19 protein-coding genes are annotated in these 20,041 nt (G+C 56.2%); 6 read left to right on the forward strand and 13 right to left on the reverse strand.

Annotated features, from left to right (window positions below; all coding sequences use genetic code 11):
• The first annotated feature begins 76 nt into the window (after nt 1-76).
• The gene (mutM, locus tag AC2AXP_RS21150; RefSeq protein WP_004956715.1) at nt 77-886 is read left to right on the forward strand and encodes a bifunctional DNA-formamidopyrimidine glycosylase/DNA-(apurinic or apyrimidinic site) lyase; all 810 of its coding nucleotides are present in this window, start codon (nt 77-79) and stop codon (nt 884-886) included.
• Here mutM and coaD read toward each other — a convergent pair whose 3' ends face one another.
• The 3 genes from coaD to waaA are packed head-to-tail and all read right to left on the reverse strand — an operon-like array spanning nt 887 to nt 3,425.
• Nucleotides 887-1,372 (reverse strand): pantetheine-phosphate adenylyltransferase, encoded by a 486-nt coding sequence (gene coaD, locus AC2AXP_RS21155; protein WP_004956712.1) that lies wholly within the window; start codon nt 1,370-1,372, stop codon nt 887-889. It abuts the gene before it with no gap.
• A 2-nt stretch (nt 1,373-1,374) separates the two neighbouring features.
• Nucleotides 1,375-2,148 (reverse strand): glycosyltransferase family 2 protein, encoded by a 774-nt coding sequence (locus tag AC2AXP_RS21160; protein WP_004956711.1) that lies wholly within the window; start codon nt 2,146-2,148, stop codon nt 1,375-1,377.
• Nucleotides 2,148-3,425, reverse strand: coding sequence for a lipid IV(A) 3-deoxy-D-manno-octulosonic acid transferase (gene waaA, locus AC2AXP_RS21165; protein ID WP_039991430.1), 1,278 nt, complete (start codon nt 3,423-3,425; stop codon nt 2,148-2,150). The genes AC2AXP_RS21160 and waaA overlap by 1 nt, the downstream gene beginning before the upstream one ends.
• A 125-nt stretch (nt 3,426-3,550) precedes the next feature.
• Here waaA and AC2AXP_RS21170 point away from each other — a divergent pair, with 125 nt between their 5' ends.
• Nucleotides 3,551-4,564, forward strand: coding sequence for a glycosyltransferase family 9 protein (locus AC2AXP_RS21170; protein ID WP_004956706.1), 1,014 nt, complete (start codon nt 3,551-3,553; stop codon nt 4,562-4,564).
• Nucleotides 4,565-4,597: 33 nt separating this feature from the next.
• Here AC2AXP_RS21170 and AC2AXP_RS21175 read toward each other — a convergent pair whose 3' ends face one another.
• Genes AC2AXP_RS21175 through rfaQ form a run of 3 tightly spaced genes read right to left on the reverse strand, consistent with a single transcriptional unit; the run spans nt 4,598 to nt 7,905 of the window.
• Nucleotides 4,598-5,695, reverse strand: a complete 1,098-nt coding sequence (locus tag AC2AXP_RS21175) for a glycosyltransferase (protein WP_004956704.1) — start codon at nt 5,693-5,695, stop codon at nt 4,598-4,600.
• 3 nt (nt 5,696-5,698) lie between these two features.
• The gene (locus AC2AXP_RS21180; protein ID WP_004956702.1) at nt 5,699-6,826 is read right to left on the reverse strand and encodes a glycosyltransferase family 4 protein; all 1,128 of its coding nucleotides are present in this window, start codon (nt 6,824-6,826) and stop codon (nt 5,699-5,701) included.
• Nucleotides 6,823-7,905 (reverse strand): putative lipopolysaccharide heptosyltransferase III, encoded by a 1,083-nt coding sequence (rfaQ, locus tag AC2AXP_RS21185; RefSeq protein ID WP_198773855.1) that lies wholly within the window; start codon nt 7,903-7,905, stop codon nt 6,823-6,825. Before rfaQ ends, AC2AXP_RS21180 begins: the two co-directional genes overlap by 4 nt.
• Before the next feature lie 211 nt (nt 7,906-8,116).
• Here rfaQ and AC2AXP_RS21190 point away from each other — a divergent pair, with 211 nt between their 5' ends.
• Entirely contained in the window at nt 8,117-9,073 is a 957-nt protein-coding gene (locus AC2AXP_RS21190; RefSeq protein WP_004956691.1) for a polysaccharide deacetylase family protein, read from the forward strand.
• 1 nt (nt 9,074) lies between these two features.
• Nucleotides 9,075-10,199 carry a glycosyltransferase family 9 protein gene (locus AC2AXP_RS21195; RefSeq protein ID WP_198773845.1) on the forward strand — a complete coding sequence of 375 codons (1,125 nt, stop codon included), beginning with the start codon at nt 9,075-9,077 and terminating at the stop codon, nt 10,197-10,199.
• A gap of 8 nt (nt 10,200-10,207) precedes the next feature.
• Here AC2AXP_RS21195 and AC2AXP_RS21200 read toward each other — a convergent pair whose 3' ends face one another.
• The 6 genes from AC2AXP_RS21200 to rfaD are packed head-to-tail and all read right to left on the reverse strand — an operon-like array spanning nt 10,208 to nt 16,577.
• The gene (locus AC2AXP_RS21200) at nt 10,208-11,185 is read right to left on the reverse strand and encodes a glycosyltransferase family 2 protein (protein WP_198773844.1); all 978 of its coding nucleotides are present in this window, start codon (nt 11,183-11,185) and stop codon (nt 10,208-10,210) included.
• The gene (locus tag AC2AXP_RS21205; protein ID WP_004956680.1) at nt 11,182-12,423 is read right to left on the reverse strand and encodes an O-antigen ligase family protein; all 1,242 of its coding nucleotides are present in this window, start codon (nt 12,421-12,423) and stop codon (nt 11,182-11,184) included. The genes AC2AXP_RS21200 and AC2AXP_RS21205 overlap by 4 nt, the downstream gene beginning before the upstream one ends.
• Nucleotides 12,424-12,454: 31 nt before the next feature.
• Nucleotides 12,455-13,612: a glycosyltransferase gene (locus AC2AXP_RS21210; protein ID WP_371902182.1), complete on the reverse strand. Its 1,158-nt coding sequence runs from the start codon at nt 13,610-13,612 to the stop codon at nt 12,455-12,457.
• Complete coding sequence (rfaC, locus tag AC2AXP_RS21215) at nt 13,612-14,574, reverse strand: lipopolysaccharide heptosyltransferase RfaC (protein WP_004956674.1); 963 nt, start codon at nt 14,572-14,574, stop codon at nt 13,612-13,614. Before rfaC ends, AC2AXP_RS21210 begins: the two co-directional genes overlap by 1 nt.
• A 2-nt stretch (nt 14,575-14,576) precedes the next feature.
• The gene (rfaF, locus tag AC2AXP_RS21220; protein WP_273871612.1) at nt 14,577-15,623 is read right to left on the reverse strand and encodes an ADP-heptose--LPS heptosyltransferase RfaF; all 1,047 of its coding nucleotides are present in this window, start codon (nt 15,621-15,623) and stop codon (nt 14,577-14,579) included.
• A gap of 21 nt (nt 15,624-15,644) precedes the next feature.
• Nucleotides 15,645-16,577 carry an ADP-glyceromanno-heptose 6-epimerase gene (rfaD, locus tag AC2AXP_RS21225; protein WP_004956667.1) on the reverse strand — a complete coding sequence of 311 codons (933 nt, stop codon included), beginning with the start codon at nt 16,575-16,577 and terminating at the stop codon, nt 15,645-15,647.
• A 241-nt stretch (nt 16,578-16,818) separates the two neighbouring features.
• Here rfaD and kbl point away from each other — a divergent pair, with 241 nt between their 5' ends.
• Complete coding sequence (gene kbl / locus AC2AXP_RS21230) at nt 16,819-18,015, forward strand: glycine C-acetyltransferase (RefSeq protein WP_004956662.1); 1,197 nt, start codon at nt 16,819-16,821, stop codon at nt 18,013-18,015.
• A gap of 9 nt (nt 18,016-18,024) precedes the next feature.
• Nucleotides 18,025-19,050, forward strand: coding sequence for an L-threonine 3-dehydrogenase (gene tdh, locus AC2AXP_RS21235; protein ID WP_004956657.1), 1,026 nt, complete (start codon nt 18,025-18,027; stop codon nt 19,048-19,050).
• 38 nt (nt 19,051-19,088) lie between these two features.
• Here the strand turns inward: tdh and AC2AXP_RS21240 are convergent, their stop codons facing one another.
• Nucleotides 19,089-20,039, reverse strand: coding sequence for a divergent polysaccharide deacetylase family protein (locus tag AC2AXP_RS21240; protein WP_004956653.1), 951 nt, complete (start codon nt 20,037-20,039; stop codon nt 19,089-19,091).
• Between the last annotated feature and the right edge of the window lie 2 nt (nt 20,040-20,041).

Here is a 20,041-nt window from a genome sequence, read left to right on the forward strand (position 1 = left end):
GCGGATTAATTGAAACCCGGCTTCGGCCGGGTTTTTTGTTTTATAATAAAGGGTTAAGTCTGAGGGAGAGCACGCCATGCCTGAATTGCCAGAAGTTGAAACCAGCCGTCGTGGTATCGAGCCTTATCTTGTTGGCCACAGTATTCAGTACGCCGTGGTGCGCAATGCACGTTTGCGCTGGCCTGTCTCAGAACAAATCCTGGCATTGAGCGACCGGCCGGTGCGCAGCGTACAGCGTCGTGCCAAATACCTGCTGATTGAGCTGGATCACGGCTGGATAATCGTACATCTCGGCATGTCAGGCAGCCTGCGTATGCTGGCGGAAGAGAGTGAGGCGGGCAAGCATGACCACGTTGACCTGGTAATGAGCAACGGCATGATCCTGCGCTACACCGATCCACGTCGTTTCGGTGCCTGGTTATGGTGTGACGATCTGGCAGCCAGCAACGTGTTGGCCCACCTGGGGCCGGAACCGTTGAGCGAAGCGTTTGACGGCCAGTATCTTTTTGATAAATCACGTAACAAGCGCACCCTGATCAAACCCTGGCTGATGGATAACAAACTGGTGGTGGGCGTCGGTAATATTTATGCCAGCGAATCGCTGTTTACCGCTGGAATTCTGCCCGACCGTCAGGCCGGGTCGTTGACGCGGGCCGAAGCTGACCTGCTGGCGGAGACCATCAAGGCGGTATTACTGCGTTCGATCGAGCAGGGTGGCACCACGTTGCGGGATTTCCTGCAATCAGACGGCAAGCCGGGATATTTTGCGCAGGAATTGCAGGTGTATGGGCGAGCGGGGGAACCTTGCCGTGTTTGCGGCACGCCGATTGAAAGCGCCAAACACGGGCAGCGCAGCACTTTCTTTTGCCGCCGCTGCCAGCATTGATCACTGGGTCGACAGTTTTGCCATCAGCGCCTGGGTGACGACATCCGGCAAGAACGGTGAAATGTCTCCACCGTGACGAGCCACTTCTTTTACCAGCGACGAGGAGATGAATGACCACTCTTCCGACGGCATCAGAAACACGCTCTCCAACTGGGGCATCAGGTGGCGATTCATGTTGGCCAACTGCAATTCATACTCAAAGTCCGAAACCGCCCGCAGGCCGCGCACCAGAATATTGGCGTTCTGATGGGCGGCGAAATGGGCCATCAGTTCGCTAAAGCCCAGCACTTCGACATTGTCCAGATGCGAGGTGACCTGCGTCGCCAGCGCTACGCGCTCCTCCAGGGTAAACAGCGGTTTTTTGCTTGGGCTGGCGGCAATGGCCAGGATCACACGATCGAACATCAGCGACGCGCGGGTGACCAAATCCAGATGACCGTTGGTCATCGGATCGAAGGTACCGGGATAGATGGCTTTACTGGTCATATTCACTTCTCAGCGTTGTTACGGCCCAACGCCCACAGGGCGGCGTATTTATTGAAGGTATATTGCGCGTTAACCACCGCCAACAGCAACCCCTGTTTGCCGTCAAGGAAGCCCGCACGCAGCAGCCAGGTTTTGCAGAAGGCACCCAGCGTATGGCTGAGAATCGACGCATAGCCACAGTGCTTGCCGGCCGCATGGCGTTGATTGGCCCATTCCTGCGCGTAATGCAGCTGCTTGCGCTGGAAGGCGAAGAAGTCACGGCAGGTCAGGTGCAGCAGATCGCCACTTAACGGCACTACGCGGGCGCTGCCGATGGCCAGCGACTCATGCACCAGGTGGTCGTTATAGCGGTAGCGTTCACGGGCGTACAGACGATTGACGCGGTCTGGATACCAGCCGCTGTGGCGCATAAAGCGGCCGAGAAACAGGTTACGGCGGCCGATGCTGTAAACCACGTTGTCGTCAGCGGCGCTCAGCGTCTGTTCAATCGACTGACGCAATTGCGGGGTGACGCGCTCGTCGGCATCGATCATAAAAACGTAATCGCAGCTGGCGTAGCGCTGGGCGAGTTGGCGCTGTTTGCCAAAGCCTTGCCAGTCGCTGTTCTCCAGTACTTTGGCGCCCAGGCCTTCGGCGATGGCGCGGCTTGCGTCCTGGCTGCCGCCGTCAAGCACGATGATTTCATCGGCCCATTGCACCGATTGCAGGCAATCCGGTAGCAGGTCGGCTTCGTTTTTCGCAATCATGACTACCGACAGGCTTTTGCGGTTGCTCATTAGTGACTCCGAGGCGGCAGATAGGGCTCCAGCAGTTGCAGCAGGCGCTGGAGCGCTCCCTGATTTTGATACAGTACTTCCACGGCATGGCGGCCATAGTAACGGCGGTAGTCTTCATCGGTCAGCAGTGTTGCCACTTCTTTGACCAGTGAATCGACATCGGTGATGGTAATCAGCCCTTCGGCCTGTGACAGCTTGGCGCAGATATCCTTGAAGTTGAAAGTATGCGGTCCCATCAGCACCGGAATGGCGTGCGCCGCGGCTTCCAGTGGGTTATGACCGCCACGCTCCACCAGGCTGCCGCCGACGAAGGCCAGATCGGCAATACCGTACAGCAGCATCAGTTCGCCCATGGTGTCGCCGATAACCACCTGCGTGCTACCAGAGGGGATCTCGCCGCTGCTGCGGGTGATGTAACTGAAGCCGGCTTTTTGCGTCAGCTCTTTGGCGGTGGGGAAGCGTTCCGGATGGCGGGGTACCAAAATCAACAGCAGCTCGGGGTGTTGCTCCAGCAGCTTGCGGTGCGCCGCCAGCAGAATGGCCTCTTCGCCTTCGTGGGTGCTGGTGGCTATCCACACTGGGCGACGCGGCGCCCATTGTCGCCGCAGCGTGACGGCTCGTGCCGCCAGTTCCGGCGTGACGGAAATATCAAACTTCAGGCTGCCGGTGACCGTCAGTTGCGAACGCTTGAGACCCAGCTCGATAAAGCGCTCGCCATCCTCCTGATTTTGTGCGGCAATCAGCGTAATGCGCCGCAGCATATCACGCACGAAGCCGCCAATTTTCTTGTAGCCCGCCGCAGAACGGGCGGAAAGACGCGCGTTGGCGATCACCAGCGGGATTTGGCGCTGGTGCAGCGCATTGATCATGTTTGGCCACAGCTCGGTTTCCATGATGATCACCAATTTGGGATTCACCTGATCGAGGAAACGACGCATTGAGCCGGGCAGATCGTAGGGCAGATAAACGTGATGGACGTCTTTGCCGAAGGCGGACTGAACGCGCTCTGAACCAGTCGGCGTCATTGTGGTCACAGTAATCGGCAAATAAGGGTAGCGGTGACGCAGCGCGCGTACCAGCGGGATGGCGGCGAGTGTCTCACCGACAGAAACGGAATGCAGCATGATACCGCCCGGCACCACTTTGCCGGCGCAGAAGCCATAGCGCTCTGCCCAGCGTTTTCGGTAGGCTGGCGCTTTGCGGCTACGCAGTAATAAGCGGAGCCAGATCAGGGGTTGGATGAGGTAGAGTAGTACCTGATATAAACGCAGCAACATTCTATCAATTTCATTTATATGGGTTAATCGGAATAGTACCATAACTGGAAGGGAAAGGCGCTAATTTGGTAACCTTGGGTGGCAGTTTCAGACAACAGGCGAGCGTTTTCGTCGATAGGCTTGGTATGAAAAATATTTTAATTATTCGCCGCGACAACATTGGCGATCTGGTTTGTACGACCCCGCTGATTGAAGCGGTAAAAATTGCCTATCCCGAGGCCAAACTCTACCTGTTAATCAATAAAATCAGTCAGGACGTCGTTAAGAATAATCCCCATATCGAACGGGTTTTTGTTTATAAGAAAGCCAAGCACAAGGCGAAAAATGAAACCACGCTGGGGGTTTATCTTGAACGCCTGATGATTTTTCTCAAACTGCGTAAAATTAACTTCGATGCGGCGATTCTCGCCAACCCGGTGCCCTGTAAATACAGTTTACGACTGGCGAAAATGGCGGGAGCCAAACATATTATCGGTGCCGATCTGGGCACGCCGGAAATAACCCGCCCGTTTAAACATGACGATTTTTCCGGTAAGCATCAGGTAGAGCACACCTTCAGCTATCTGTCTGCCATTACCGATAAACCGATCGCCATTCCACCGGTGCGGGTGTATTTGACCGCCGAAGAGCAGCAGTTGGCGCAACAACGGCGGCAGCGACTGCTGCCGGACGCCACGCGTATTTACGCGGTGCATATCAGCAGCCGTATTGCCAATCGTCGCTGGCCGCTGGAGCGTTATGCCGAGATCGTGCGCCGCTTGACCGTCGATAGCGATAATGCCGTGCTGATTTTCTGGTCGCCGCAGGGCACGCTGGCGCCGGACGACATCGGCGATCAAAAGCGTGCGGAGCAGTTGCTGGCGCAATGCCAAAGCGAACGCGTTGCCCTGTATCCGACGGCCTCGGTGCGCGAGCTGCTCGCGGCATTCGATTTATGCCACTTGGTGTTGTGCAGCGACGGTGGGCAAATGCATTTGGCGGCGGCGTTGAATAAAACCCAGGTGGTGTTCTTTGGCGATACCGATAAAGAATCCTGGCATCCCTGGTCAGGGCAATATGAAATATTGCAAACCGAATCCGGTGACTGTATTGACGTGCCGGTGGAGGACGTCTGGCAACGGATACAGGCGCTCGGTTAATTATTCTGGGCAGGGGGCTAACCCCTGCCGCGATTATTTTTTCAGTGCCAGATATTGCTCGCAAATAGGCTGTAGACCGTAGCGCATCAGCCGTTGGTGATTTATTTCTGGCGGCTGACGATATATCAGCGCCATTTTCTCCGCCAGCGAGTTTTCATTCAGCTCCGCCAATGCGTCGGTCATGCCGGCATTTTCCAGAATCTCCGCCGGACCACCCGGGCAGCGGGTACTGACCACCGGCGTGCCGCACAGCAGCGCTTCCACCAACACGTTGCCGAACCCTTCACTGTCTGAACTGAGCACCAACTGAGCCGCATGCTTGATAAACGGGTACGGATTTTCCTGGAAGCCGAGCAGCAGGACGCGCTGTTCGATACCCAACTGGCTCGCCAACTGCCTGACGGCGTCGAGCTCGCTCTCTTTACCCGCGCCAATCAACGCCAGAGGCGCCTCAATGCCGGATAGCGCATAGGCCTTCAGCAGCCGATCGTGGCGCTTGTGCGGGTGGAAGCGTCCGACATGCAGCAGATAGTCTTGGCCGGCCAGCTCGCACGGTTGCGCGGCCAACTGTTCAATGGCGGCGATATCAAACGGGTTGTTGATCACCGCCAGCTGTTTGGCGCGAATGGGCAGATTCTGTTGCAGATCGTCGCCCACCGCGCGTGAAACGGCCACGATATTGCGCTGGTGGTAAACCTTGGCAATCTTGCGCTGCTTCAGCCAGCGGTCCAGTCCGCTGCGGTGACCGAGATAGGAGGTGGACAGCATGCCGTGAATGCAGAACCAGACTCGATCGCCGCCAAGCAGCGTGCTGCGGCTGACGATACGATCGGTTTTGTGCAGATTGGAAAATACCAAATCGTATGCGCCATGCTGCCGCTCGTTGGCGGTGACGGCCTGGTCCAGCTGTGCGGCACGGCGTGAAAGCTCGGTCAGCTTGCGCCACGGCGCGCGGCTGCGATCTGCCACTACCTGATAGTGAATGCCTGGGGGGATCGGGTAGTTACATACGTCGCGCAAGGAGATCAGACTGACCTCATGACCCAGTTGCTGCATGCCCTGACACAGGGTCAGTACCACCTTTTCTGCTCCGCCGCCGGGCAGCCCGTCGATAATCATCAGGATACGCATAGGTTAATCCAGTAGTCGGTTATACAACGAAACCAGTTGTTCGGAGAGTCGCGCCGGCGTTGCCGACATAATGCCCAGCCGCGCCGCTTCGCCCATCGATGAGCCGATGGCCTGGCGTGGCAACGCGCGGATGGCCTCGGCAATCGCCGTGACGTCCAGCGCATCGGTGACATAGCCATTCTGCCCTGGCGTAATAAACTCGCTGCCGCCGCAGGTGTTGCTGGTGATCACCGGCAGCCCGCAGGACATTGCCTCCAGAATCACGTTGGGGAAGGGATCGTACAGCGTCGGCAGTAACAGCGCGTCGGCACTCTGGTAGAACGGCAGCGTCTGCTTTTGTACCCCCATGAAACGCACCCGTTCACCACAACCTAACGACTGCGCCAGTGCGCGGTAGCGCTTTTCCGCCTTGTCCTTGCCAACCACCAGCAAATAGCTGTCGGTGGCGGCGACGGCGCGGATCGCCGTTGCCAAGCCTTTGCGCTCAAAACCGGAACCGACAAAAATCAGACAGTGCGCCTGTTGCGGGATCTGGTACTGCTGACGCAGCTGCTGTCTGAGCTGCTGATTGGCCGGCAGGAATTTCTGGTTATCGATCGCGTTGTAAATAACGGTGATTTTATCCGCCGGCACGCCGAAGTCGGCAATGATTTCCTGCTTGATCATTTCTGCGTTGCAGATGACCGCCTTCAGTTCCGGTGCAGCATACATCGCGCGCTCAGCACACATCACATAACGGTGGTAACGATTGGAAAACAGCCACTTGCGCCGCCATTCCGGCAACAGGCGCGCACGTTGCAACAGCCAGCGCCGGTGTACCCCATCGCCGGCACGATAAATATCGCAGCCGGCAATCCGCTCATGGCTCTGCACCAGATCGAACCGTTCTTTCTGCCAGAGCGCGCGTGCCGCTTCGGCGAAACCGCGTTCACGACTGATGCGGCCGAACTTCATTGGGTTACATAAATGAATATGCCAATTTGGGTTAGCGTCACCCTGCCATTCACGGGTGATCACGTTCAGTTCGAGGTCCTGTTGCTCCAGAGCCTCCAGCGCTCGGGAAACGAAACGCTCGGCTCCGCCGTCCGGTCGATATTTTTGGCGCACAATCGCCAAACGAAATGCTTTCATGCAAGCTGGCTCCGCGCGGCTGCAATCACCGCGTCTGTAGGAATAAGGTCAAGGTAGCGTTCATCGGTGCCGGTATTGATATCATCCGGATCGGGCAGGGTGCCATAATCGCCGGCCCAGATAACGGTGCCGATGGCCTGCCACGGGCGCCAAAACACCAGTTTGGACGGGCCAAACAGCGCGATGCACGGCGTTTGCAGCGCCGCCGCCATATGCATGGGCACCGAATCTACGCCGATAAACAGTTTGGCATGATCGATAAGCGCGGCCAGTTGCCGCAGTGTCAACTGGCCGGACAGCGACACCACACCCTGCGGCGGGCTCTGGGCCACAATACGCTCGACCATCTGGCGTTCTTTAGCGTCCGGACCGGAGGTAATGACGATGGTGTGACCATCGGCGTGCAGCGCGCTGATGGTGGCGGCCATTTTTTCCTCACTCCAGCATTTAAAAAACCAGCGAGAGGTAGGTTGCACCATGATGTAACCGTCGCTGATGCCGTGCTGCTGCAACAGCGTGGCGCACGCCTGCCAGTCTTGCGGCGCGTAGCTCATGGTGACCTGGCTGTTGGTGATTTTCAGGCCCAGCGGTTGCAGCAGCGACAGGTTCTGCTCGACGGTATGAAGATTGGCGTGGTCGTCGACCGGCACCAGGTGAGTATGGCAGTGACGCCACAGCGCCCCGCGTCGCTTGGGGAAATCAAACCCCAGGCGAACCGCTGCGCCGGTGAGGCGAGTAACCAGCGCGCTGCGCCACTGATCGGCCAGATTGACCACCAGATCGTACTGCCGGGCCTGCAATTGACGGATCAGGCGCCATTCTTGCGCCAGGTGGGCTCTGGTGCCCTGTTTTTTCCATTGGCGATCGATGATGAACACCTGCGTCAACGCCGGGTTGTCGGCCAGCATGTCCTGGGTTTCTTTATACAGCAGCACATCGATCTGCGCCTCGGGGTAATTGGCTTTCAGCGTGTTGATAACCGGTGTCGTCAGCAGCATGTCACCGTGGTGGCGCAGCTTGACGATCAAAATACGCTGTGGAGGAGTGGCAGGGATCTGTGCTGGCGCGTCGTTCATCATCATTCGCTATATGGGAAACCAATGGATGATTCTAAATGACACTATCCCATGTGGCTACTGTTGCCGGTTTTTCTTGCCGTGAAGCAAAAAACAGCGGCCGGTGCGCGACAAATGCGCCTCAACGTTGTCCAAACCTCGCAGCGAAGTCGTTTGCCCTGGACACGCGGGCTGCGTAACATAATGCATTCTATTGATATCAGGCACGATATTCATGACTAAACCGGCATTTCTCATCACTATTGATACCGAAGGCGACAATCTGTGGCAAAATCACGATCGTATTTCGACGGAAAACACCCGTTTTCTACCGCGTTTCCAGGCGCTGTGCGAGCGATACGCCTTTAAGCCGGTTTATCTGACCAACTATGAAATGGCGGTAGACCCGCAGTACGTCGAATTCGCGCGCGATGTGATAGCGCGCGGCGCGGGTGAGATCGGCATGCATCTGCACGCCTGGAACAGCCCGCCGTTGACGCCGCTGACCGATGACGATTGGCGCCACAAGCCCTATCTGATTGAGTATCCAGTTGACCAGATCCGCGCCAAAGTCGATCACATGACCCAGTTGCTGGAAGACACCTTTCAAACCAAAATGCTCAGCCACCGCGCCGGGCGCTGGGCGTTCAACGAATATTATGCCGGTTTACTGCTGGAATACGGCTATCAGGTCGATTGTTCCGTTACACCGCGGGTCAACTGGCAATTTTCTCCTGGTAGTCCGCACGGCAACGGCGGTACCGATTATCGCCATTTTCCGGCGCATGCCTATTTTATCGATCCGCAGAATATTGCCCGTCCGGGTCAGTCGCGTCTGCTGGAAGTTCCGATGAGCATTCAGTACAAACATTCGGGGATGATGAACGCGCTGAAGCAGGGGTACGATCGCCTGCGCGGCAAACGGCGTTCACCTTCGGTGCATTGGCTACGCCCAACCGGTAACAACCTGAATCACATGCAGCGGGTCGCCGAACAGTCGCTGGCCGAGGGGCATGACTACGTTGAATTTATGCTGCATTCCTCCGAGTTTATGCCCGGTGGCAGCCCAACGTTTAAAACCGAGCAGGATATCGAGGCGCTGTACCGCGATTTAGAACAATTATTTGCCTGGCTGCACTCACGAACGGTGGGAATGACGCTGGCCGAGTACTATCAACGTAAAGTGAATTGACATGTCGAAGAAATGGAAAATAAAGTTCGCGGACTGGTTTTTACGGCGATACGTCGCAAAACGTGGGCGTTTTCAGGATAAGGCCACTTTCGATCCCGGCATGCAGTTTGCCAATATCGTGATTTATTCCACCACGGCGCTTGGCGATTTTATGTTTAACACGCCGGCAATCCGCGCAGTGCGCGAACGTTATCCCGACGCGCATATCACGCTGGTGGTGCATAAAAAGAATCAGGAGCTGGTGGAAAACGGCCGCTACTTTAACCGCGTGGTGTACTGGGACAGTAAATTCAAAAGCATGGGGCCGTTGCTGAAATCGTTGCGCCAATTTGAACCCGATTTGGCGTTGATTCTGCATTCCCATCAGCCTTATGACGTTATCAGCGCGGTATTGGCCGGAGCCAAATACATTATTCGCGATAATTACCGTAACGGTATTTGCGGCCTGGAGCCGTGGCTGACCAACTATGTATTTGACTATTACGGGCACTTTATTCGCCGTAAGCTGGAGCTGATTTCCATTTTGGGGTGCCGCACCGACGATCCGAGCATGGAGGTACCGGCGCCGTTCCCCGCAGGGGAAAAAGATCCCGCGTTATGCACCATCGGTTTTCAACTGGGGGCTTCAACGGAATCGCGTTGCTGGCCGGTGTCGCATTTTGCCAGCCTGGCGGATCAACTGGCGGCGCAGCATGACAACGTTCGCATTGTGCTGATCGGTGCGCCGTTTGATGAGGGCAAAGCGCAGCAATTCTTGCAGCTGGTGCAAGACAGAACCCGTGAACGGGTGGATAACCGTATCGGCAAAACCGGTTTGCGACAATTACTGACGCTGCTGGGCAGTTTCGAACTGTTGGTCACCGGCGATACCGGGCCGCTGCATTTGGCGGTCGCGCTGAAGGTAAAAACCGTCAGCCTGTTTGTCACCGCCGATCCGCGTACCACCGGGCCGATTCAGGATCTTGAACTGCACCGGATTGTTCACGCCTCGCGTTCCGGCTATACGCTGCCACTGGAGGCTGAAGGTCCGATGGGCGTCATTCAGCCGCAGCGGGTGTATCACGAGGTGGTGGCGCATGCGAACTTACTGCCCGCACACCGTGAAGCGGGCGGCGATAACGCCTGAGAACGGCGTTACTTTTGCTGACGGCGCAGCTTTGACAACAGCGTGTCAATTTGCGGATAACGCATCTGGCATATTTTCTTGCGGGGCACTGCGGTGCCCCGGCACACATCGGCCGCGCGCCGAAAATCGTCCAGCAGTGCCGGCGTATAGTAGTAATAGCCATGCACAGATTTGGACATATTCTTTATTTCACTGAAGCAGTTGGCAATCATCAGCGCTGCCAGCGGGCGTATTTGCGCTTTATTTTCATGCTGCAATGCGAAGCAAACCATCTTGTTCATCGCGAAGCGCAGGTCTTCAATGTCCTTGGCGGTGTTATTGCGAGTGATGCCCTGACAGTTGTCCCGATAAAAATAGAGTACCTGATTCAGGCGCGCGATCTTTTGCGTTTTGAAATACAGGAACGGGGTAAAAATGACGTCTTCGTAGCGGCGGCCGGTGGCAAAGGACTCACCCGCCAATAGGCTGCGTTTGTAGACCCGGTTCCACAGGTGCCACATCGAACGGGAAAATAACGGCGCCAGACATGCCAGTTGGTTATTTTCTATCGGGTAGGGGCTGAGTCCGACGGCGTCATCGATCGGATGATCTGGCACCGTTGTCGAAAACTTCTGATAATTAAAATCGATCAGGTCGTATTCGTCGCCCAGCAGTATCGGGCGCAGCAGGCGCAGGTAATGGCGGCTGAGGGCATCATCGCCATCAAGAAAAGTGACGTAGCGGCCATGGGCATTAGCCAACCCGACGTTACGGGCATGGGCAATTCCGCCGTTCGGCTGGCTAATCAGCGTTACGCCGGCGGGTTGATACTCGTCCAGCAATTGCTTCACCAGGCGCGCAGAATCATCCGTTGAACCGTCATCAATGATGACTGCTTCGATATCATCGGTCATCTGGCTGAACAGCGAGCGTAAGCTCTCCACCACAAAGTCGGCATTGTTGTAAAACGGCACAATGAAACTGAGTAAATAGGGGCGTTGGCTCATTGACGAAGATCCTGTGCATCAGGCGTTTTTTTCATGGATATGACGCTGGCAATAATCGCCAGGCAGAACATGACGGTGCCTTCGGTACTGAAGAAAATAACGTCGGTAAGGCCAAAGGCAATAAGGCTCAGCATGACGGTAAACAGCAAGACGTTGTTATATATTCTTAACGCGGCAAAAATGTAGGTCAAATAAAACGTCAGCAGCAGCACGGCACCCACAATACCTTTCAACGAATAGGCTTCGATAAGTTCGTTATGCAAATGCACGGTCAGGTAAGGCATGACCCCCATCAGTTCAGGATCCTGTTTGACCATGGCGGTTATTTCTTTGGCCCGCTGCTCGGCTGACTGACCCAGCAGGGCCTGGTTGCCGGCATGGAAGCCGGTGCGCTGCATCGATAGGCGTGACATGATGGAATTGTCTTTCTGCGGATCGTTGATCGACGCCATATCCTGATGGAAGTCGTGAATGCGTTGTTCTATTTGCGACTTGAAGATCATCGCACTCAGCAGCAACAGCAACGGGAAAGCCAAGGCGATGGTCATTTTCTGGCGACGCGAGAAAAACTCGCGCGACGTGAAGACGAAAATAGCCACCATCACCGGGAACACCAGCATCGCAGCCCGCGTGCCGGTCAGGCCGATCACCGAGAAACTGACGATAAACGCCAACAGGAACAGCATCAACCGATAGCGTGTTTTCAGCAGCAATACCGCATGCAGCATGACGAGATTAATGGCGGTGATGATATAGGCAACGATGGTGGCGCGATCGAAGTTGAGCTGTACGCGCGGATAATGCAGCCATAACCCCTGGTAGATGGCGTAAGCGTTGACGGCCAGCGCGCCGCCAATGGCAACGGCGATATAGCTTTTTTGAAAATCCAGGCGTTCATTCAGCGCAATAAGCAAAATAAATGCGGTGGCCAGCTGTAATTTGCCGGTAGAGAAATAGCTGCGGTAAATATTTACATAATCATCCGGCTGTTTATTGAGTGGAGCCCAGATCATGCTTGCGGCTCCCAACAGGCACAGGGATAAGAATAGCGTCAGGTGGACTTTGTTTTTGGTATAAAACCTGAAGTTAAAACACAGGGCGATAAAAGAGATGTAGCTAGAAATATAAAAAATGTTTCGCCCTGTCTCAACGCCAAAAGGAATGGTGCAAAAAGCGATCGCGCAGCCTAAAAAGATCAGGTAGCTAAAAGCAGGATGTGGACGTTTCTCACTTGGCATGGGTCGGGTTCCGGCTTACTTTATTCTAGAGTTAAAACGATTCGAGCGAACGGTCGAACTCGGTCTTGAAGACCGAATAATCAAAATGTTCGGCAGTAAATTGGCGGGCATTGGCGCTCATGCTGCGATAGGTTGCAGGCTGCAGCATTTTTTCCACCGCATCGGCGCAATCCAGGTGCGACACCAGTTTGGGCGTCACCAGGCAATCCTGCACCGGATCATAGACCTGATGCGGGAAATCGACCTTGAGGCCGGTAAGCTGTTGGTGTTCTTCAATGGTGACCGACGGCGTCAGGCCGATACCGCATACGCCGTCTTTGACGGCTTCCGGCTGGCCGTCAACCAGAGGGAAGATCACCGGCACGCCAAAATACAGCGATTCCATGCAGGATAAGCCAAAGGGTTCGGTTATCGGCGTGCTCATATAAATATGGGTACGGTTGAAGAAATCCGCGACGTTGTCCTGAAAACCGCTGAACCGCACGCGATCGCCCAGTTGCAGACGCTGGGCCAGCGCTTCGAATGCCGGCTGGTCAGGGCCTTTGCCGGCAATTTCCAGCGTCACGTCATGCCCACGACGCAGCAGTTCTTGCATCATCAACAGGGAAACGCTGATCCCCTTTAGTGTGACCAGGCGGGAGGCGGTACCGATCCGCAGCGGCGTCGCCAGCGTTTTGGGTTCGCTGTCGATCCCGGCTGGCGTCTTGATTCGATTAATCACCACCGGATTGGGACAAGGCAGGTTAAAGCGCATTTCCATCACGCGTTTTGAGGCATAAGAGGCTGAGATAACCCCATCGAGCATCGCGAAGAAGCGCAGCGTTTTGCCGTTTTTGGCATAACGCCACGAACAGCCGTGGTCGTAATAAATCAGTTTGCCGCGCTTGGGTTTCGCCACCAGGCCCGGGATCAGGTCCCAGACGATCACTACATCGGCGTCGGCGCGCTCAACTTTCCATTTCAATAGGTATTTGCGCAGAAACTGCGGGCAGCGCAGAGAAAAGGCATTGAACAGGCGATTGGCAAACGTCACTTTCTGCTGTGGCATCTTTTTGCGGATCTCTTCACCCACCTCGCTGCTGATGCAAATGACCTGGTTGCTGCCGTCGGTGGTGTCGTTGAGATACTGCAAAAACAGGCGTTCTACGCCGCCCATTTTTTCCAGGTTGATGATGTGCAATTTCTTCATCACATATCCTTTTGCAATGCTGCCCAAACCGATTCGGCGCTGATGGTAGCCATGGTCTTATCCGCTGATACCAGCGACCGTTGGTTTTGCCCATAGCCGCCAATCAATCCCGGGTCGGTAGGGCCGAACAGCGTAATGTTCGGGCGATCGAGCGCGGCGGTCAGGTGGCTGAGTCCGGTATCGACCGACACCACGCCTTGCGCACCGGCCAGTACTTCGGCTATCTGTTGCAGGCTGAGCTTTGGCAGCACCTCGACGTGCGGGAAACCGTCTGCCAGCCGCTGTGCTCGCTGATGTTCATGCTCCGCACCCCACGGCAGCTTGATACCGAGCCCGGTCGGCTCGATCAGTGCAATCAGTTCACGCCAGTTTGCTTCTGGCCAGTGTTTCTCATCGCGCGTGGTGGCGTGCAAAAACACCAGGTATTGCCCGGCATCCGCTGGTGGATCGCCAAGGAAACGGGCGGCAATGGCATAATCGCCGTGGGTCGTCGGTTTTGGATAACCCAGACTCTTGGCGAACAGTTCACGGGTGCGTTCCACCGCATGTTGCTGCTTGTCAATGTCATGGCGATGGTTGTAAAACCAGCTGGCGAAAGGTTCGCGCGCGCTTTTACAGTCTTGCCCATGTTTGCTGCCTTTGGCGATGCGGGTGATCAGCGCCGCGCTTTTCATCAGCCCCTGGGCATCAATGACCACATCGTAGTTGCGTGCCTGCAGCTGACGTTTGAAATCGCAGCGCTGCTGTCGGGTTTCGCTACCGAACCAGTTTTTGCGCCAACGGCGGATAGCCACCGGAATAACGCGATCGACCGCCGGATGCCAGCTTGGGATCTGGCTGAAGCTCTCCTCCACCACCCAGTCGAAACGGATGCCGGGAATGGCATTCATGGCGTCGGTCAATGCCGGCAACGTATGAAGCACGTCCCCCATGGAAGAGGTCTTAACGATCAGCACCTGCATGATTATTCCTCGCTGGCGGCAAGCAACGGCGTCAGCGCGTCCAACACCTGCTGTGGCTGGATGTCGATCAGGCTTTGATGATAACCCTGGTCGGCATCGCCTTTGCGTACTTTGTGATAACCGCTGATAAGGCGGATGACCCGGGCCTTGTCAGATAGCGGCGGGGTAAAGTCGGGGCTGCTTGGGCCGTACAAGGCTATCAGAGGCTTGTTCAACGCCGCCGCAACGTGCATCAATCCGGAGTCGTTGCTGACCACCGCCCGACAGGAGGCAATCAGAATTACCGCCTGCTCCAGCTGGGTTTCACCGGCCAGATTGACGCAGTAATCTCGCGCTTCTTCGACCAGTGCTGCGCGGATTTGTTCACCGGCTTCATGGTCTTTGGCGGAACCGAACAGCGCGATTTGATAGCCTTGGTCGATCAGCATCTGCGCCAATTGCGCATAGTGATAGTGTGGCCAGCGCTTGGCGGGGCCGAATTCAGCGCCAGGGCAAAACCCGATGGTCGGTCGTTGGTCGGTAAGGTTGAAGGCTGAGGCGGTTTCGGCGATCTCTTCGTCGCTGACCTGTAATCGCGGCCATAGCAACGGCTGCGGCAGATCTTCCGCGCGCCGAATCTGCTGTTTGTCATAGGCCAGCGCAACGTAGCGTTGCACCATTAACGGGAAGGCGGCTTTATCCAGTACGCGAATATCGTTCAGCAGACCGTAACGCATTTCGCCGCGCCAACCGGTACGCTGTGGCACGTTGGCGAAAAATGGTATCAGGGCCGATTTGAACGAGTTTGGCAGCACATAGGCGCGATCGTAGCGATTGGCGCGCAGCTCGCGGCCGAGACGCCGCCGTTCGCCGATCGCCAGGGCCCCGTGGCCAAGCGGCATCGACAGCGCCTGACTGACCTCAGGCATGCGCGCCAGCAATGGACGACACCAGGCCGGTGCCATCACATCGATCTCTGCTGACGGGTACTCGGCCTTCAGGGTGCGGTAGAGACTTTGCGACATCATCATATCGCCAACCCAGGAAGGGCCGATAACCAGTATTTTCATACCGTGCAGATTTCCTTCAGCTTAGGCGGTGCGGTTTAACCAGGCCATGTACTCTTTGACGCCTTCGGCGACGGTTTTGAATGGCGCGTCATAACCGGCTTCGCGCAGCTTGGTCAGGTCGGCCTGGGTGTAAGCCTGGTAACGGCCTTTCAGTTTTTCAGGGAATTCGATGTATTCCACCGCGCCTTGCTGATGGTATTCCACCACCGCATCGGCCACCGCCTGGAAGGTTTCCGCCCGGCCGGTACCGCAGTTGAAGATGCCTGACACGCCGCTCTTCCAGAACCACAGGTTGACTGCCGCCACGTCGCCAACGTAAATGAAGTCGCGCTTGAAGTTTTCGCTGCCGGAGAACAGTTTCGGGTTTTCACCGCGATTGATCTGGCCGTTCAGATGGAACGCCACGCTGGCCATGCTGCCTTTGTGCCCTTCGCGCGGGCCGTAGACGTTGAAGTAACGGAAACCGCAGATTTGCGAATCCGCCTGCGGCAGGATTTCACGCACGTACTGGTCGAACAGGAATTTGGAGTAACCGTAAACGTTCAGCGGTTGTTCATACTGACGCTCTTCGATGAAGTTTTCGCTGCGGCCGCCGTAGGTGGCGGCGGACGAGGCGTACAGGAACGGGATCTCGCGATCCAGGCAATAGTGCAGCAGATCCTTGGAGTACTGATAGTTGTTATCCATCATGTACTTGCCGTCCCACTCGGTGGTGGCTGAACAGGCGCCTTCATGGAATACCGCGTCGATGTCGCCGAGATCGTCGCCGGCCATGATGCTGGCGATAAAATCTTCCTTATCGATATAGTCGGCAATATCCAGATCGACCAGGTTGACGAACTTGGTGCCGTCTTTCAGGTTGTCTACCACAAGAATGTCGCGATACCCGCTATCATTCAATGCTTTAACGATATTGCTGCCGATCATGCCGGCGCCGCCAGTGACGATAATCATTGGGCTTACCCCTGTCATTCTGCCTGGTGGTGCACAATGCCCCACGCTATATGTTGGCTATAATAGCATTTCGTGTCGCAGCAAACATCGGATGGGCTCTTATTCTGTTGCCAACCCGCGTCTGACGCTACATCGCCGTGATATCTGCTGCATTTTTCATATTCTCTCCTGCCTATTGTCGTCAGTCAGCCAACAAATCAGTAAAATATGCCGGAAATAAGCCCATCCTGGAGATAACCGAATGTCCGCGTCTTTTTATCAGCAGTTGGAACAACAGCTTGCCACTACCCGAGCTGAAGGGTTGTTCAAAGAAGAACGTATTATTACGTCTGCGCAACAGGCCGATATCGCCGTGGCAGACGGGAGCCACGTCATCAACTTTTGCGCCAACAACTACCTTGGCCTGGCGAATCACCCGGCGATGATTGAGGCCGCAAAGGCGGGCATGGACAGCCACGGTTTCGGTATGGCATCGGTGCGTTTTATCTGCGGTACCCAGGACAGCCACAAGCAGCTGGAGCAGAAGCTGGCCGACTTTCTCGGCATGGAAGATGCCATCCTCTATTCCTCCTGTTTTGACGCCAACGGCGGCCTGTTCGAAACGCTGCTGGGTCCGGAAGACGCCATCATTTCCGATGCGCTGAACCACGCGTCGATCATCGACGGCGTGCGACTGTGCAAGGCCAAACGCTACCGCTACGCCAACAACCACATGGGCGAGCTGGCAGCGCAGTTGAAACAGGCCAAAGCCGATGGCGCACGGCACATTCTGATTGCTACCGATGGTGTATTTTCAATGGATGGGGTGATCGCCAACCTGAAAGGCGTATGCGACCTGGCCGACGAATATCAGGCGCTGGTGATGGTCGACGATTCGCACGCCGTCGGTTTCGTTGGCGCGCACGGGCGTGGTACGCATGAATATTGCGACGTGATGGGCCGTGTCGACATTATCACCGGTACGCTGGGTAAAGCGCTGGGCGGGGCTTCCGGTGGCTACACCGCCGCCAGGAAAGAAGTGGTGGAATGGCTGCGTCAGCGCTCGCGTCCATATCTGTTCTCCAACTCATTGGCACCAGCGATCGTGGCGGCCTCGATCAAGGTGCTGGAACTGCTGGAGCAGGGGGATGCGTTGCGCGATCGCTTGTGGTCCAACGCCCGTCTGTTCCGTGAAAAAATGACCGCAGCCGGCTTTGAACTGGCCGGGGCCGACCACGCCATTATCCCGGTGATGCTGGGGGAAGCGAAACTGGCGCAGGATTTCGCCAATGCGTTGCTCAAGGAAGGCATTTACGTAACAGGTTTCTTCTATCCGGTGGTGCCGAAAGGCCAGGCGCGTATCCGCACCCAAATGTCTGCCGACCACACGCCGGAACAAATTGAGCGCGCCGTTGAGGCGTTTACTCGTATCGGTAAAGATCTTGGCGTTATTGCATAAGGTAAACCCATGAAAGCATTGTCAAAATTGAAAGCGGAAGCAGGGATTTGGATGACCGACGTGCCGCAGCCGGAGCTGGGCCACAACGATGTCATGATTAAAATTCGTAAAACCGCGATCTGCGGCACCGATGTGCATATTTATAACTGGGATGAATGGTCCCAGAAGACCATCCCGGTTCCGATGGTGGTTGGTCATGAGTATGTCGGTGAAGTAGTGGCGATTGGCCAGGAGGTCAAAGGCTTCACTATCGGCGATCGGGTTTCCGGCGAAGGCCATATTACCTGCGGGCATTGCCGCAACTGCCGTGGCGGTCGCACTCATCTGTGCCGCAACACCATTGGCGTCGGCGTTAACCGTCCTGGTTCCTTTGCCGAATATCTGGTGATCCCGGCCTTCAACGCCTTCAAAATCCCCGACAACATTCCGGATGAACTGGCGGCGATTTTCGACCCGTTCGGCAACGCCGTGCACACCGCGCTGTCGTTTGACCTGGTCGGCGAAGACGTGCTGGTGTCCGGCGCCGGCCCGATCGGCATCATGGCGGCCGCGGTTTGCAAGCACGTGGGCGCACGTCATGTGGTGATTACCGACGTTAACGAATACCGGCTGGATCTGGCGCGCAAAATGGGCGTCACCCGCGCGGTCAATGTGAGCAAGGAAAATCTCAGCGACGTGATGACCGAGCTGGGTATGACCGAAGGTTTTGATGTCGGGCTGGAAATGTCAGGTGCTCCACCGGCGTTCCGTACGTTGCTCAACGCCATGAACCACGGTGGGCGTATCGCCATGCTTGGCATTCCGCCGTCCGACATGTCGATCGACTGGAATCAGGTGATCTTCAAAGGGCTGTTTATCAAAGGGATTTACGGTCGTGAGATGTTTGAAACCTGGTACAAGATGGCGGCGCTGATCCAGTCAGGACTGGATCTGACGCCAATCATCACCCACCGCTTTTCGATTGACGAGTTCCAGCAGGGCTTCGACGCCATGCGCTCCGGCCAGTCCGGGAAAGTGGTGTTAAGCTGGGATTAATTCCGGCGATTTGTCCTCAGGGTCCGGCTCGCCGGACCCTATGATTTCCGCTCCGGCGTTGTCACCCAGCGCTGCCACTGATTTTTGATGAACGTTACGGCCGGTGATTGCGCCAGGCTTTCACCAATCACCTTCAACGCGCTGCCGGCGTTGGCTTTTTCCTGCGGCAGTTTCACCTTGCACTGTTTGATACCGCCCTTGAACGGGTTCTTCGACTGTGGATGCTGTGGCTTGGCCGGCGGCAGATAACCGCTACCGCCTGACTGCGGCGCATTGAGCAGCGAGCTTGGCCGCACCAGCACGATATCGGACGGCAGGGTTGCCAGCATCTGCCGGAGTACCTTGACGGTCGCCGGCCGAGGGTGACCGATGGCGATGGCCGAACCGTTGCGTCGCGCAAGCTCTACCGCCCGGTTGAACTGATGGCGAATATCGGCTTCGCTCGCAGTGTCGTCAAGAAATACCCGACGTTTGATCACTTTCACGCCGGTACCGGCGGCCGCACGGGTTGCCTGGCTGTTGCCGATGGTCATGCTGTCGAGAAAATAGAGGTTGTAGCTTTCCAGCGCCTGCATCACTTTTTGCATTGCCGGCAGGCTGGAGGTCATGGCGCTGCCCATGTGGTTGTTCATGCCAACCGCATATGGCACGTTATTAACCGCATTGCGAATGATGCGCTGTACCTCGTCGCTGCTCATCGAGGGTTGCAGCGTGTCGCGTTCCAATGGCTGCTTGCTGAGCGGCGCCATCGGCATATGAATCAGCACTTCCCGGCCCTGGCTGTGGGCGCGGGTCGCCATTAAATGCGCGTGTGGCGCATTGGGCAGCACTGCTACCGAAATGGCCAGCGGCATCTGCAACACGGCGTTTTCTTCATGTGGGCGGTAGCCCACATCATCAATCACAATCGACAGTTTACCTGCCTGTGCGGCACTGGCCAGCAGCAGGGCGCCAATCAGTGCGGCGCTTCGCGTTTTGATGTAATGCAAAT

Source organism: Serratia sp. Sp408, from assembly GCF_057180665.1.